The following is a 14,598-nucleotide window of genomic DNA, read 5'->3' as shown; positions in this document are numbered from 1 at the left end:
GGAACGCCGTATGCTGGAAGGGATGTTTCGCTTTTCTGATTTCGTGGGCAACACCGCTACGGTGGTGCAACTTCGTCGCGCCATCGCCTCAGGACGCCTGCCGTCTTCAATCCTGCTAAGCGGCCCCGCGGGTAGCGGCAAGTACACGCTTTCGCTGCTGCTGACAATGTCACTGCTTTGCGAAAATCAGCCGCGCGAAGCGCACGCCGATGGCGACCTTGCTGACTTCTGCGGGCATTGCCGCAACTGCACTCGTATCGCAGAAGCTATGGACCTTCCTGCGATGGTCGATGCGGCAGTCGCAGCACGCGAGGAACTTCGCGAAACAGATAAGAAGGAAACCCGCGTTCTGATTCAAACCCACCCGGATGTGCTGATCCTCCCGCCCGATCCGCCGCAACTTCTGGTCAAACTTGGCCAGGTGCGTTCGCTGATTCACAGCATCTATTCCCTGCCGGGCGAAGCCAAGAGCCGCGTCTATCTGTTCCCTTCTGCGGCATTCATGAAAGAAGCGGCAAACAGCCTCCTGAAGGTTCTGGAAGAACCTCCTGCTTACGCGCACATCATTCTCATGGCCGAGCATCCCGGCGAACTGTTGCCCACCATTCGCAGCCGTTGTGCGCCGGTCCGTCTCGGAGCCCTGTCCGCCGCAGAGATTGAAGAGCTGTTAGCGACTCGCAAACCCGAAGTAAAACCCGCACAACGAGAGTTGATTGCGCGTCTGGCGCAGGGAGCAGCGGGCAAGGCCCTCAGCTTTGATCTTGAAAGTTATCTTGCAGCGCGCGCAGATGCTATGGTTCTGCTCCGCTCTGCCGTTCTTGATACAGAACATACAGACCTGTTCAAGACAACGGAAACGTATCGTGCTGGCGCGGACGGACAGCAGAAGACGCAGGCCATGCTTGCGGCGCTCGCAGGATTGCTGGAGGACCTGCTGCTGCTACGCAGCGGCGTACCCGACCGCATCCGTAACGTGGACATCCGCCGCGATCTCGACACGCTTGCTGACTCCGTCACCTTCGAATGGCTGGAGAACGCTCTGCGCGGCATGGACCAGGTCATCAGCGGTATGCGTCGCAATCTGCTGCGGTCGCTCTCGCTGGACGCTTTCGCAGAATCCATGTCCAGCAGCCGTCGTTGAACTATTTGTCGATGACAAAGTGAAACACGCGCGTCGGCCCATCCTCCGGCAGTAGATACAGATCGTTTCCTTTAAGGGTCATCCCTTCTGCGCTGTATAGACGGCTGCGATCCGTCGTTCCCGATGCAAGAGAGCGTACTGGCTTCATCGACGGCCATTCATACCAGTCCACGGCACCTGTGGTCTTTGTCAGATTGCCACCGCCCACCAGCATCCCGTTCACAAATTTGATGTCCTGATATTGGTTCTGTGATGGCGTATCCATCACGCGAATCACCTTGCCGTCCATGCCAATGACATACAGCTTCCGGCTGCCCCAGTTGCCTGCAATCAACTTGTCCTTTGTTACCGCGACACAACCAACGTGATCGGCTACCGAGATCTTTCGTTTGACCTTCAGTGATTTCTTATCCAGTTCCAACAATGTTGCGCTGCTGTTCGGCTTATATTCCGCCACGGGTACCCATATGGAATTACCGCTGATGGAGAACCCGCCGGGGTGATAGCGTTCGCCATCGCTAAGATCCACCTGCCGCTCGAAGATGCCTGTCTTCCGATTGAACTGCTGCAGATAACCTTTGTGCGCAGTGGAATCGACTGACGTTACCCAGATGTGTTCCTTATCCAGGTCAATGCCCTGCACGTGAAACACCGTTCCTTGCAGCGATTGCACATCGGCCATGTGCGCATGCTCAACACCTTGTATCTGTGCCGTGGCAGAGACGGACAAGCCGAGAACCATCATCATTACTCGCAGGATCATGCGATCAGCATAAAGGATTCGGTAAACTGTCATGGTGCAGGTCAGGCTGTCTTCGGACAGCCTGTTAAATGGGGAAGCTGGTGTGAATCCGGCGCTGTCCCGCAACGGTGATGGGAAATCTTAATTTCTCCAAGTCCGACTACCGGCCTGCCGCCACCACCATGGAAGCGTAGAACGCTGACCGTGGGTGCGCTTGAGGCCTACCGCTCTCGTGGATTGGATCGGTGACCACTGCCTGCTTCCGTGCGTTTATGCGCGTTGTTGCATGCCTGCGCATGGGTGGTTCCCTCGTAATCAGGAGAGAACCAAATGGCATTACAGGCATACACAACACTTGCCGGTCTGAAGACAGCAAACCTCGGCTTCCCCCGTATGGGACGGCAGCGTGAATTGAAGTTTGCCCTGGAAGGATTCTGGGCGGGCAAGCGCACCGAAGCAGAGCTTCTGGACACCGCAGCATCCCTTCGCGCCGAGCATTGGAGATTGCAGAAGGCTGCAGGCATTGATTTCATCCCCGCCAATGATTTCGCGCTATATGACCAGGTGCTGGACGCGCTGGTTCTGATGGGTGCTACACCGGAACGCTTTGGCACCGGCAAAGTCACGCTGGAGCGCTACTTCGCTATGGCGCGCAACAGCAAAGAACAGACCGCCATGGAGATGACCAAGTGGTTCGATACGAACTACCATTACCTTGTCCCCGAATGGAGCGCCGGACTGGGCTTTAACGTCGATACGGCGAAGCTTCTGAATGAAATTGCAGAGGCACGCGCACTCGGCATTGAGCCTCGTCCTGTTCTCATTGGACCGCTGACATTGCTGCTTCTGGGCAAAGGTGTGGATGGCTTTGATCCCTTCACGCTTGCTGAGAAACTTATCGCCGCCTATAAATCTGTGCTTCACGCGTTGGCACAGCAGAACATCGAGTGGATACAGATTGACGAGCCGATCCTTGCCACGGATCTTCCCGAAGGCGCAGCAGAGTTCTTCCGCAGCGCTTATGCGGAACTGGCAAAGACTCCGATCAAACTGGTGTTGACTACTTACTTCGACCGCCTGGGCAGCAATCTCGCACTCGCTGTTGAGGCACGCACTGCAGGCGTGCACATTGACCTTGTTCGTGCACCGCAGCAATTGGAAGAAATTCTCGCAACGCTTTCGCCGGAGCAGGTTCTGAGCCTCGGTGTAGTGGAAGGACGCAACATCTGGCTGACGGATTTTGCTGTTGCTCGAGAGTTGATTTCAAAGGCTGTTGCTGCGTTGGGAGCAGAGCGCGTCATCGTTGCACCGTCTTGCTCACTGCTGCACGTGCCACATGATCTGCGCAGCGAAACCAGGCTGCCTGCGCGTGTCAAAAGCTGGCTGCGCTTCGCGGAAGAAAAGCTCGCAGAAATCGCGGCGCTCGCCTCTTCGGATGAAGCTGCATTCACGGCAAATGTGGCTGCGATTGCAGATCGTGCAGCTGCGGAATCCTCCACGAATCAGGAAGTGCGGTCGAAGCTTGCGTCACTGTTGGAATCGGATTTCGCACGCAGGTCGCCTTACAGCGAGCGCACGGAAAAGCAACGCGCCGCACTCGGCTTGCCACTCTTCCCCACCACGACCATCGGATCCTTCCCGCAGACAGCAGAAGTGCGTAAGCATCGTGCCGCATTCAAACATGGCCATGAATCAGCAGAAGCATACGAGGCATTCCTTCGCGAAGCCACCGAACATTGCATCCGTCAGCAGGAAGAGATCGGCCTCGATGTGCTGGTTCACGGCGAGTTCGAACGCAATGACATGGTCGAATACTTCGCCGAATTCCTGGAAGGATTCGTGTTCACGGAGAACGGCTGGGTGCAGAGCTATGGTTCACGCTGCGTGAAGCCTCCCATCATCTTCGGCGATGTCTCGCGTCCGCGTCCGATGACGGTGACGTGGTCAAACTATGCGCGTTCGCTCACGTCGCGTCCGATGAAGGGTATGCTCACCGGCCCCATCACAATTCTGCAGTGGTCGTTTGTGCGCAACGATATCCCGCGCCAGCAGACAGCATGGCAGATTGCCCTGGCGCTGCGTTCGGAAGTCAACGATCTGGAAGCTGCGGGCATCCGCATCATCCAGGTGGATGAGCCCGCATTGCGTGAAGGTTTGCCGCTGCGCCATGCCGATTGGGAAACCTATCTGGACTGGGCGGTCAAAGCATTCCGCCTCTCCACGAGTGGCGTTGAGGACGAGACGCAGATTCACACGCATATGTGCTACTGCGAGTTTGAAGATGTGTTGCCTTCCATCGCCGCACTCGACGCGGACGTCATCTCGATGGAGTCCGCGCGTTCGCAAATGGAACTGCTGGATGCCTTCCGTGCACATGGCTATCCCAACGAGATCGGACCGGGCGTGTACGACATCCACTCGCCCCGCGTGCCTTCTGCGGAAGAGATGGGTGAGTTACTGGGCCTCGCGATCAACGCCCTTAAACCGGGACAGGTCTGGGTCAATCCGGATTGCGGCTTGAAGACGCGTGGCTGGCCAGAAACGGTGGAAGCATTGAAGAACATGTGCGAGGCTGCCGTTCAGGCTCGCATCGCATTCACTGCGTAATGCAACGACGGGGTGGATCATCGCGATCTGGCCCCGTCCGCATTGGCTCAGGTTATTTCCGCGTTTTAGCTCTGGATTCCTGCTTTTCGAGACGCCGCGTAATCCACATACAGGGCTGCGCAAGGGTTGCAACATTCCCTGCATCTTGCTATCTTGAATAAGTGCTTCGGCGCGTGTGCACCCGTAGCTCAGCTGGATAGAGCAATTGGCTACGAACCAATAGGTCGGAGGTTCGAATCCTTCCGGGTGCACCATAAAGCTTAAGAAAGGCGACTCTTCCGGGTCGCCTTTCCTGTTTCTATCCGACTTATTTCGCGACAGATAATCCAAGCCCCGGCGTCAGTGATTTTCCATCAATCCCCTGGGGAGACCACGCGCTGACAATCACCTTTGCAATCTTCGCCACGGTAACTTCGCCTTCGTTGTCCACGCTCCAACCTTTGTCCGCATTCTCGTAGGTGTACACCGCCAGGACGATGGGGCCAGACTTCGCCGCAACGATCGCCACATCGGACCGTGTGGCATCCAGCGATCCGGTCTTACTGGCAATACCACTTCCCGCTTCCGTGTTGTCCAACGTCTCCAGATAACGCGGAATGGTGTCGCGGTAGAACTGATTGCGAAGCATCTCGATGGCCGCCTTACATGCCACCTGCGCCTTTGCCGGATCGACTACGGGTTGGCCTGTAATGTTCAAATCGCAGCGGCCAATCTTCTCCATCACCGTGCCGACCTGACGCGCTGTCGTCTTGCCCAGGCCAAACTTTTTCTGGTCCGCGGGCATGGGCCCAGTCGCTGGTTTGAAAACTTTCTTGTAGAGCCACGTTTGGTCCAAACCCAGCGCCGTCATGTTGTCATCGACCTTCTTCGTTGTGAAGCGGTCAATCATCATGTTGGTGGCAGTATTGTCGCTGACGATAACCATCATTGTGGCCACATCCTTCAAGGTGACGGTCAACGGCGTATCGAAGAAATGCAACACGCCGGAGCCACCCACGCCTTCACCCGGCTGCAGCGTCAGCTTTTCGTCCCACGCGGCGCGTCCCAGACCAATTTCGCGCATGGCCGTCCACAGCATGGCGAGCTTGATCGTGCTTGCTGTCTGCAGGGGCACCTCGGCATCGATTGCAATTGTTTTGCCGGTGTTGAGCTGATGGGCATAGACGGCGACCTTGCCATGATGCTGCGCGATGATCTGCTGCACCGCGCTTGTAACGGCGTCCGGCGATTGCGCGATCGCAATAGAACCGTAAGCCAGCAAGGAGAATCCTGCGGCGTGAAGGAGTGTTCGAATTGTTTTATGGAACATGCGGAGGGGCATGTTCGCCATGCTATCCGAGCAGCTTGCCTAAATCCATGCCGCCCAGCATACCCTGCGTTTCCGACTGGATCTGCGCATCGGCTTTGCGGCCCGCTTCGTTAATGGCGGCGGTGATCAGGTCTTCCAGCATTTCGATGTCACCGGAAGCAGCCGTCAGCACGTTCGGGTCCAGCTTCAGCCGCAGTAGTTCCTTGCGACCATTCACCCGCGCCGTCACCAGACCGCCGCCAGAAGTAGCATCAGCCGTGGTGGTGGCCAACTTTTCTTCCATCTGAGCCTGCATGTGCTGCGCCTGGCCCATCATTTCCTGTAGTTTGCTGAAATCCATGGCAAGGCTCCTAATCCTTTCGGAGATCGAACACCGTGCTGATCTCCGCGTTAAACAGCTTCTGCGCCTTCTGCACCGTAGGATGCTCCAAAGCTTTGGCCTGCACGGAACCGGAGCGAGGCTTCTTCGGCTCCTTTGGTTTGTTGTCGACGGCTGCGGAAACGACGCTGATCTTCACACCAACCAGACCTTTTTCGCGCAGCGCCGTTTTGATGATCGCCTCCACATCGGGGCGGAAGATGGTGCCAATCATCGGCTTGGAGAGCGAAACTTCAATTTTCACTTCGCCATTGGCAATGGTCCACTGGCTCTCTTCCAACTGCTCTGCCGCGGAGTTGTTCTTCTTCGTGGCGAACAGTGCCTCGACTGCGGCCGCCTGTAATTCCGCTGTACCGGCTGCGGCAGAATTGGTGGCTACGGGCTGCGATGCAGGCTCGGTGGCCTCTGGATCGGCCTCAGGGGGAGTCATGCTCTCCCACGAGGGGTCATAGTCCTCATCCGCCTGTGCCGCGATCGCAATCGGCTCTTCCAGAACGATGGGCGACGGCTCCACATGGGCATTCAACCCCGTGCTTGGCTCCGGCATGGTGATGACACCGGGCTGGGCCAGCGGAGAAACATTCGCAGGCTCTTTTACGGGCTCTGAAGCCAGCGCCAGGTTCCCTTCCGTCTGCGGCTGCGAGGCAACGCTGGCCACAGGACGCCCTGTTGACTCCACGGAGTTAGAAGTGAATGGCGAAGTTGAAGTGGAAGGCGTGGGAGCGGCCTGGGAGCGCGGCGTAGCAGGTTCAGGCGATCCACTGAACCGTGATGGCGCGGCAGCGGGGCGTGGAGCAGGCGCGGGGGCCACTGGAATGGCCGCGCGTTGCGGCGGTAGAACTCGCGGAGTGGAGTTTCCTGCCGTCTTCGGCAATTGTGCGAGGAACTCCTCCACCGGCACCAGCCGTTGCAGATGCACCAGCTTGATCAGGCCCATCTCCAGGTGCAGCCGCTGCTCCTGCCGGAAGCCAAGGTCATCAAACGTGCGCAGCATCACGTTCAGAAAGCGTGTCAGTTCCTCTTCCGTGAACAGTAACGCTGTCCGCACCGCGCGGCGACGTTCATCCGGGCTGATCTGCAGCAGGTCACTGGAGTTTTCATCCTCGGTCAGCGATGCAATTTTTGCTACGACGCAATTGCGCAGGTAACGCACAAACTGTCGCGCAATCTGCGAAGGCGAATTGCCCGCATCCAGCAGCCGTCCGGCTGTGGTCAGGACAGTCGCCGCATCGTTGCGTGCAACGGATTCCAGAATCTCTTCAAAGACCGTGTTGGGCACAGTGCCCATCAGTTCGCGGATTTCTGCAACGCTCAGTTGCGCCTTGCCATCAACTACCGGGGCCGACGCAATCGCCTGATCCATGATGGACAGCGCATCGCGCATCGAGCCGTCGCCCGCTTCGGCCAGCAGCGACAGCGCGGCTTCATCCGCGGCAACACCTTCATGCGCTGCAATACCGCGCAGCTCGCCCAGAATGTCATCCAGCTTCACCGCATGAAAGCTGAAGTGCTGGCAGCGCGACCGAATGGTCTGCGGAATGTTTTCGGGTTCCGTCGTCGCCATCATGAAGACGATGTGATCGGGTGGCTCCTCCAGCGTCTTCAGCAACGCATTAAAGGCGGCATCGGTGATCTGGTGCGCTTCGTCAAGGATGTAAATCTTGAAGCGATCACGCGCGGGGCGATACCGCGCGGCATCGCGCAGTTCACGTATCTCGTCGATACCACGATTCGTCGCGGCGTCGATTTCAATGACGTCCACGGCGTTGCCTGCGCGAATTTCCAGGCAGGCATCGCACTTCAGGCAAGGCTCCGGTGTGGGGCGCTCAGGCGAACCAATCGCATTACGACAGTTCAGCGCACAAGCCAGGATGCGTGCGATGGTCGTCTTACCGATACCGCGATGTCCGCTGAAGATGTAGCCATGCGCAATGCGGCCTTGTTCCAGGGCATTCTGGAGCGTTCGGGTGACGTGGTCCTGCCCCGCCACATCAGCGAAGCGTTGCGGACGATATTTGCGGGCAAGAACCTGATACGACATGTCAGGCTTAGTGTATCGGGTCAGGCGGTGGATTTAGTGGAGGGCCAGAAACTCATCGACGGTGATCTCAGCATCGCGGATAAGACCCCGGAGTGTTCCTGGCCTCATTTCCTTACGTTCCGGAAGGACCAAATTCTTCGCACCACTCTTTACAAGGACGATATGGCTTCCTCTTTTGCGATCAAAATCCCATCCGAGCTTTTTGAAAACCTTTATGGCTTCATCGGTGGAAATATTCGCCAACGTCCCCATCAGGCGGCTTCTGCTTCCAGAAGTCTAGGAGCGATCTCGACCAGAATCTTTCGCTCTGCCTCCGGTAAAGCGGCTACAGCCTTAGCATCTTCGGCCTCCAGCCAAAGCTCCATTGCCTCCTGGATGTTTCTATGGGCCTCTTCTTCAGTTTTGCCATCTGAGTAACAACCTGGCAACGCTGGAACCGAAGCAAGAAAAAAGCCATCTTCATCCTGCTCAATTTTCACGTGGAATTTCATGGCATCCCTCTTTGCGAGAATAACAAATGGGGCTATTTGCGTGATTTCTTCTTCAGTGTCATGGGCAGTCCCAGCTTCTTCCGCCGACGGACTTCGGCCTCGCTGAACATGGTTCCCCGGCAGGCGTCCGTGTTGCAGTAGCAGGGCTGGTCGTCTTCGTCGGAATCGTAGAGGTGGTACTCGTAGGTCAGTTCCTCACCGGCGGCGATGTTCCGCAGCGCCAGGATGTAAACGCGTCCCTCTTCATCCTCTTCTGTCTGGCAGTTCGGCTCGCAGCAGTGGTTGATGAACATGGCCGTACCGAAGCCGTCGATGACCGTATCGCGGTCCTGCACGCCGAAGAGATAAGTGATGTCGCGGTCAGCATAGCGTTCGTCGGCCTCGGCCTTGGTCATACGAGGGCCGTCGTATTCCGCCACGTGGGCGCCGCTGCGAATGGGGTCAAGGGTGTAACAGCCGCAGCCGTGGACCGGCGAGGAACGAAGGATCAACCGTGGGAACATTGTTGCGCGAGTATACGGCAATTGCCGGTGCGGATACAGATGCACTTCCGCACCGCCTGCGTCTAAGCTGGTGACAGACTATGTTCCGCTGCGCCTCCATCCGCCGTTTTCTTCCGCTTGCCGCCGCAATGCTCTGCTGCAGCATGGCCGTCGCGCAGCAAGACACAAAACCTGCGAAGAAGTGCAAGCCAAAAGACACCGCCTGCAATAACGCCCAGTCTTCATCGGACACGTCCGGCCAGTCACAGTCGATGCCCGACCAGTTCCCTTTTCCGACGGAAGATTCCAAACACGGCGATAATGCTGACGGAACACCCGCCGCGCCGCCTGCTCAGGCACCAAAGCAGAATGGCTTGCCGCAGATGCCCACCGACCCCGTCCCCGACCCTCCCGCCGAGTCGGAAAAGCCTATGCGCATTCCGCGCGGCGATGACGCGGCAGGTTCCAGTTCAAGCTCCGGTTCCAGCAGCAGTAGTTCCAGTTCGGCAGATGACGACAGCGATGTAGCGCCGACCACCGAAGCGCCCAATGCACCAGTAAAATCGGCTCCCCTGAAGAACTACGGTGCAAAGGACAACATCGAAATCATTCGCGAAAAGCTGGACAAGACGCGCGTCCCAGACGACTTGAAGGTTGGCAAATATTACATGGACACCGGCAACACGCAGGGAGCGTATCTGCGTTTCAAGGACGCCGTCAGTTACGATCCCGAAGATCCCGACGCGCGCTTCTACCTGGCCGAAGCCGCCTCAAAGCTCAAGCATCGCGAGGAAGCCGTGGCCAACTATCAGGAATGCCTGAAGCTGGACCCCGGTGGGGACCACGATAAAGCATCGCGACATGCGCTGACCGAACTGGGCATCTCTGCCAAATAGCTGCTGCAGACCCGCTTCATGCGATGTCGCGGATCAGGTTCTCGTTGTCGTAATTATCTTCGTCGGAAGCTTGAACGGGAGGCCGCGATACCGCTGCGATGGTTTCTTCTGTAATCAGAAATCGCCGGATGTAATGCAGTGGCTCTGCCCGGGCCGCCATCTCGCGCAAATGGAAGCGCCACACATCGTCCCTGCTGGAATGGCGCAGGTGCGCCTTGCGATTCACCGTGAGACTGCGTCCGTCGGCCGTGACCCGCTCAAAAGTCTGCGGTTCCACCACGTATTGGATACGTCTCCCGCTCTGGAAGAAGTGCTTGGCGAACTCGTGAGAGAACAAAAGCATGTGCGAACGTTTGCCTTTTGTCAGCCATTGAAGGGCTTCGGGATAACCACTCCACGTCTCTCCGGTATTCTGCACAAACCACCGGCGGAACTCGAATCCCTGGATTCGTCCCTGTCCGATCAGCAGGTGGAGAAGTTCACCGCGTGTCATTTTTCAATATCTCCCAAAGGTGCGAATAAAAATATGCCGTCGCAAGAGACCCGTCAATCATTAGAGATCGCACGCAGCCGGAAGCATCCAATCTGCGTCTACCTCTCTGTGACGATCCGAACGAAGTTCCTGGCTACGGCATTGGGTTCCCTCGTGCTACTTGGCGCCGCAACCGCGCAGAACACGTATCCCCTGAACAACGACCCCACGGTACGCGATGGATTTCAGCATTTCTACATCCTGGATTACGAAGGTGCCATGCAGCGCTTCGAGGCCGTCCAGCGTGAACATCCACAGGATCCCATGGCCGCAGGCTATATCCTGATGGATACCATCTTCCGCGAACTTTATCGGCAGGATCTGCTCGATACCACCTATTACGCGCGCGAGCACTTCCTCAGCTCCGGTCACAAGTCAGATATACCGGAGAGCACCCGCAAACACATCGATGATCTAACAGACCGCGCCATCAGCCTTGCCGACGCACGCATTAAAGCGAATCCCAACGACAAAGACGCCTATTTTGCGCGGGGTTATGCCAAAGGCATGCACGCGGCGTGGATGACACTTGCCGATCATAGCTTTACCGGCGCAGCTCGTCAGGGGCTCTCTGCGCGTAATGACAGTGAACAGGTTCTCCGTTTTGATCCGAACTATGCCGACGCGAAAATGGCCGTCGGTATTCAGAAATTCGCGGTAGCCAGCCTGCCGCGCTTTGTGCGCATTCTGGTGGGCATTGCGGGCATTGGTGGCAATAAGGAAGAGGGGCTTAACCTGCTGCGTGAATCCGCTGCGCACGGCACCGTCACCAGCGTGGAATCGCAGACGGCATTGTCGCTCTTTTTGCGCCACGATCAGCGATACAACGAGGCCTCCGCCGTATCGCAGAAGCTGGCTCAAAAGTACCCACATGACTTCCTCTTCCGCCTGGAAGAAGCCAACCTGATGAAGGATGCCGGCCACGGCCCACAAGCCATCGCCATCTACAAAACTGTTCTTGCTGACGCAGAAAAGCCGGGTTACTTCATTGAGCCAAGGCTGCAGCTTGCATGGTTCGGCCTTGCGGAAACGCAGCGTGGACAAGGCCAGGTGCAGGATGCAGCCACCAGCTATCTCAACGCTGCGAATCAACCCAACTGCAGCGACTGGATGCGCAAACGCGCCAACCTGAACGCGGGCATGATGCTGGATAAACTTGGCCGCCGCGATGAAGCTGTGGCCCAGTATCAGAAAGCTGCCGCTCCCGGCGGCGATCAAACACAGGCAGATGCAGCGCGCAAATATATGAAGTCGCCCTACAGTGGCGGTTAGCGTTTCGCGCGCAAACGTTACGGAACCAGAGACCTATCTGTTGCGTAATCTTCCCCAACGGCTCACTTAGTGGCAGAATAGCCACACGCCGCATAAGGGAGGGTTTTCGTCATGTACGGTCCTTTGATTCGTCCTCGTTATGACCGCAAGGTTGCTGGTGTCTGTGCTGCATTTGCCCGTTCCTATGGATGGGACCCCACCACCGTTCGACTGATCCTTGTGTTGTTGGTGCTCTTCGGTGGCGGTGGCCTTCTGGCATATGTCGTGTGCTGGATTGTCATTCCAGAAGAACCGCTTGGCATGAGCTATCCGTATCCCGGCCAATATCCGCCTCCGCCCCCACCGGCGAATTACCCGCCGCAGTACACACAGCCTTATCCGGGAAACACACCCCCCACACCTCCTGCAGAACCGCCTGCAACCTCGTAAGAGGCTGCAAGCGGTTACTCTGGAAGCTATGGATCAGGGAAGACCGTTTGCCTACTCCGGGCAGAGACTCGTATGTGATGGCGTTGATGTAGCAGGGCTGGCCGACACCTTTGGCACGCCGTTGTATGTGTATTCCGCAAAACAGATCTCCGACCGCGCCGGACTGTTTCAAAGCTCCTTCGCTGGTACACCGCATACCGTTTGCTATGCGGTGAAAGCGAACTCCTCACTTGCCATTCTCAAGATGCTTGCTGCGCAGGGATGCGGCTTTGACATTGTCAGCGGTGGTGAACTTGCCCGCGTACTTAAGGCAGGCGGACCGGAAGTCGCATCGCGTGTCGTCTTCTCTGGCGTAGGAAAAATCGCTGAAGAGATGGACGCCGCACTCGCCGCAGACATCCTGCAGTTCAATGTGGAAAGCGAACCGGAACTCGAGTTGCTGGCATCACGTGCCGCTGCCCTGGGGAAAAAAGCACGCATCGCTCTGCGCGTGAACCCCGATGTTTCCGCAGAGACACATCCCTACATCTCTACCGGCCTCAGTGCACACAAGTTTGGCATCGGCATTCAACTGGCCCGTGCCGTGTATACCCGCGCAGCGCAGTTCCCTTCCATTGAAGCCACAGGCGTCAGCGTCCATATCGGTTCGCAGATTCGCCAAGTGGAACCATTCGCGGAAGCCCTTGAGAAGACACTGAACCTCGTCCGTGAACTTCGCGCAGACGGCCACAATATCCGCAACGTCGACGCGGGTGGCGGCCTCGGCATTGAGTACGGCGACAAGACCTTCGATGCGGCTCAGCAGGTGCAGAAGTATGCTGCGGCGCTGCAGTCCGCACTCGGCAGCATGGACGTGCATCTGTTGCTGGAACCGGGACGCTTCCTCGTCGGTCAGGCAGGCGCACTGATAACACGTGTGCTATATCGCAAGGCCAACGGCGACAAGAAATTCACCATTGTCGACGCCGCAATGAACGACCTGATTCGTCCAGCGCTCTACCAGGCACACCACGAGATTGTGCCTGTCGTTCGCAACGAAGCTGCGGCAACCGAAGAAGCGGACATCGTAGGCCCGGTATGCGAAAGCGGCGACTTCTTTGCCCGTTCGCGCGCCCTGCAACAGACAGAACAGGGCGACCTCATCGCCATCCTCGATGCCGGAGCTTACGGCCTCTCATTAAGCTCCAACTACAACACGCGGGTCCGTCCGGCAGAGGTGCTGATCGAAGACGGCAACGCACGCCTGATCCGCCGTCGCGAAACCTACGACGAGCTGTTCGCACCAGAGATTTTTTAGTAGCGGATCGGTTCCACGCGCGACGCCACCATCAGATCGCAACAAGGATCTTCGGCTCGCGCAGCCAATCCAACATACCCCTCGGCGGCCTCAAAATGGTCGCCGAGGTTTTTCCATGTCACGGTATAGCTCTGCGGTTGCGCGGCAGGACAAGTCGCCACGCCCCGTTTGCCAGCTTTTGCGCGTGCCAGCGTTACCTTCACGATCACGTTCGGCCGGCTTGTATTGGTAGGCACCAGGTACGCACGATCCACTTTGTCGAATTGCATTGTCTGCTGCGGATTCCCCATGGGAAAACCGCAGTTCCCGCTGCCATCCTCTGTAACGACAAAGTTCACTTTCCGGTAGATTTCCTTGTCTTTAGGCGGCGATGGCGGTGCTGCGTCGAACGTCATCAACTGCACACCACTGCTGGCAATCCCCTGATGGATATCGGCGCTCTCACAGATCACGGCATCCCTGCCCTCTCCCCACAGCGCCTTCAGGCATTTGTCATCCGCAATGGCGGACTTCGCATAACGAATCAGCGACCACTTGCTTCCGTTCCTGCGAAAGAGAAAATCGCCGCCCATGTTATTCGCGTGTGATTCGCATCCTGAAGCCCGCATCAGCGCTTCCTGCATACCGGGTGCCGTAAAACTCCCGGTCAGCACGCCGCCGTTGCTCCATCCTTCATCCGGCCCACTGCTCTCCCCTGCAAAATCAGATCCCGGAGGACACGTCCTGCATACGATCACTTTTTTCGCATCCACGCTGGCATGGCCTCCGCAGGCAAGGTTTGCCATGGCCACCTGGTCGTCAAACGTGAGTGGAATCTGTGCCAGCGGAGTATCCGGCGTGTCGTCGTCCACGGAGAAGGCGACGTACGCATACCACGCACCTCCAACGAGGAGTATCAGCAACAGAACAACTATGGAAATGCGCTTCAAAGCAGAAACCCCATGCAAGATGTAGCAGCAATACCTGACCAAACTATCTGA

The 14,598-nt window shown here is 57.4% G+C and carries 15 protein-coding genes, 1 tRNA gene and 1 riboswitch; of the genes, 7 read left to right on the top strand and 9 right to left on the bottom strand.

Annotated elements, in window-relative coordinates:
• Positions 1–22 precede the first annotated feature (22 nt).
• Positions 23–1,141 carry an ATP-binding protein gene (locus AB6729_RS03680; RefSeq protein WP_371080205.1) on the top strand — a complete coding sequence of 373 codons (1,119 nt, stop codon included), beginning with the start codon at positions 23–25 and terminating at the stop codon, positions 1,139–1,141.
• 1 nt (position 1,142) lies between these two features.
• On the opposite strand, the gene AB6729_RS03675 is transcribed toward AB6729_RS03680, so the two are convergent.
• Positions 1,143–1,937, bottom strand: a complete 795-nt coding sequence (locus AB6729_RS03675; protein WP_371080204.1) for a DUF6454 family protein — start codon at positions 1,935–1,937, stop codon at positions 1,143–1,145.
• A riboswitch (cobalamin riboswitch) is annotated at positions 1,926–2,070 on the top strand. It overlaps the preceding gene by 12 nt.
• A 143-nt stretch (positions 2,071–2,213) precedes the next feature.
• On the opposite strand from AB6729_RS03675, the gene metE reads away from it, so the two are divergent.
• Both metE and AB6729_RS03665 read left to right on the top strand, forming a co-directional pair.
• Positions 2,214–4,490: a 5-methyltetrahydropteroyltriglutamate--homocysteine S-methyltransferase gene (gene metE, locus AB6729_RS03670; RefSeq protein ID WP_371080203.1), complete on the top strand. Its 2,277-nt coding sequence runs from the start codon at positions 2,214–2,216 to the stop codon at positions 4,488–4,490.
• Positions 4,491–4,667: 177 nt separating this feature from the next.
• Positions 4,668–4,744 (top strand) — tRNA-Arg (locus AB6729_RS03665).
• 53 nt (positions 4,745–4,797) lie between these two features.
• Here the strand turns inward: AB6729_RS03665 and AB6729_RS03660 are convergent.
• Genes AB6729_RS03660 through AB6729_RS03635 form a run of 6 tightly spaced genes read right to left on the bottom strand, consistent with a single transcriptional unit; the run spans position 4,798 to position 9,201 of the window.
• Complete coding sequence (locus AB6729_RS03660) at positions 4,798–5,820, bottom strand: serine hydrolase (RefSeq protein WP_371080202.1); 1,023 nt, start codon at positions 5,818–5,820, stop codon at positions 4,798–4,800.
• A gap of 1 nt (position 5,821) precedes the next feature.
• On the bottom strand, positions 5,822–6,139 hold the full coding sequence (locus tag AB6729_RS03655) for a YbaB/EbfC family nucleoid-associated protein (RefSeq protein ID WP_371080201.1): 318 nt from the start codon (positions 6,137–6,139) through the stop codon (positions 5,822–5,824).
• Positions 6,140–6,149: 10 nt separating this feature from the next.
• Positions 6,150–8,219, bottom strand: coding sequence for a DNA polymerase III subunit gamma/tau (gene dnaX / locus AB6729_RS03650; protein ID WP_371080200.1), 2,070 nt, complete (start codon positions 8,217–8,219; stop codon positions 6,150–6,152).
• Positions 8,220–8,252: 33 nt separating this feature from the next.
• A complete protein-coding gene (locus tag AB6729_RS03645; protein ID WP_371080199.1) occupies positions 8,253–8,471 on the bottom strand; it encodes a type II toxin-antitoxin system HicA family toxin in 219 nt (72 codons plus the stop codon).
• On the bottom strand, positions 8,471–8,710 hold the full coding sequence (locus AB6729_RS03640) for a type II toxin-antitoxin system HicB family antitoxin (protein WP_371080198.1): 240 nt from the start codon (positions 8,708–8,710) through the stop codon (positions 8,471–8,473). The genes AB6729_RS03645 and AB6729_RS03640 overlap by 1 nt, the downstream gene beginning before the upstream one ends.
• 32 nt (positions 8,711–8,742) lie before the next feature.
• Positions 8,743–9,201 (bottom strand): SET domain-containing protein, encoded by a 459-nt coding sequence (locus AB6729_RS03635; protein WP_371080197.1) that lies wholly within the window; start codon positions 9,199–9,201, stop codon positions 8,743–8,745.
• Between the two features lie 92 nt (positions 9,202–9,293).
• Here AB6729_RS03635 and AB6729_RS03630 point away from each other — a divergent pair, with 92 nt between their 5' ends.
• Entirely contained in the window at positions 9,294–10,088 is a 795-nt protein-coding gene (locus AB6729_RS03630; RefSeq protein WP_371080196.1) for a tetratricopeptide repeat protein, read from the top strand.
• Positions 10,089–10,104: 16 nt separating this feature from the next.
• On the opposite strand, the gene AB6729_RS03625 is transcribed toward AB6729_RS03630, so the two are convergent.
• Complete coding sequence (locus AB6729_RS03625; protein ID WP_371080195.1) at positions 10,105–10,581, bottom strand: hypothetical protein; 477 nt, start codon at positions 10,579–10,581, stop codon at positions 10,105–10,107.
• Positions 10,582–10,614: 33 nt separating this feature from the next.
• On the opposite strand from AB6729_RS03625, the gene AB6729_RS03620 reads away from it, so the two are divergent.
• The 3 genes from AB6729_RS03620 (at position 10,615) to lysA (ending at position 13,618) form a co-directional block, all read left to right on the top strand.
• Positions 10,615–11,892 (top strand): hypothetical protein, encoded by a 1,278-nt coding sequence (locus AB6729_RS03620; protein WP_371080194.1) that lies wholly within the window; start codon positions 10,615–10,617, stop codon positions 11,890–11,892.
• 111 nt (positions 11,893–12,003) lie between these two features.
• Entirely contained in the window at positions 12,004–12,321 is a 318-nt protein-coding gene (locus AB6729_RS03615) for a PspC domain-containing protein (protein ID WP_371080193.1), read from the top strand.
• Positions 12,322–12,349: 28 nt separating this feature from the next.
• The gene (gene lysA / locus AB6729_RS03610; RefSeq protein ID WP_371080192.1) at positions 12,350–13,618 is read left to right on the top strand and encodes a diaminopimelate decarboxylase; all 1,269 of its coding nucleotides are present in this window, start codon (positions 12,350–12,352) and stop codon (positions 13,616–13,618) included.
• On the opposite strand, the gene AB6729_RS03605 is transcribed toward lysA, so the two are convergent.
• Complete coding sequence (locus AB6729_RS03605) at positions 13,615–14,547, bottom strand: hypothetical protein (protein WP_371080191.1); 933 nt, start codon at positions 14,545–14,547, stop codon at positions 13,615–13,617. The two genes, lysA and AB6729_RS03605, sit on opposite strands and share 4 nt — an antisense overlap.
• Between the last annotated feature and the right edge of the window lie 51 nt (positions 14,548–14,598).

This window comes from Terriglobus sp. RCC_193 (assembly GCF_041355105.1).
Lineage (GTDB): Bacteria > Acidobacteriota > Terriglobia > Terriglobales > Acidobacteriaceae > Terriglobus.
The sequence above is the reverse complement of the archived record's forward strand: the minus strand, read 5'-3'. Positions and strand labels throughout refer to the sequence as shown.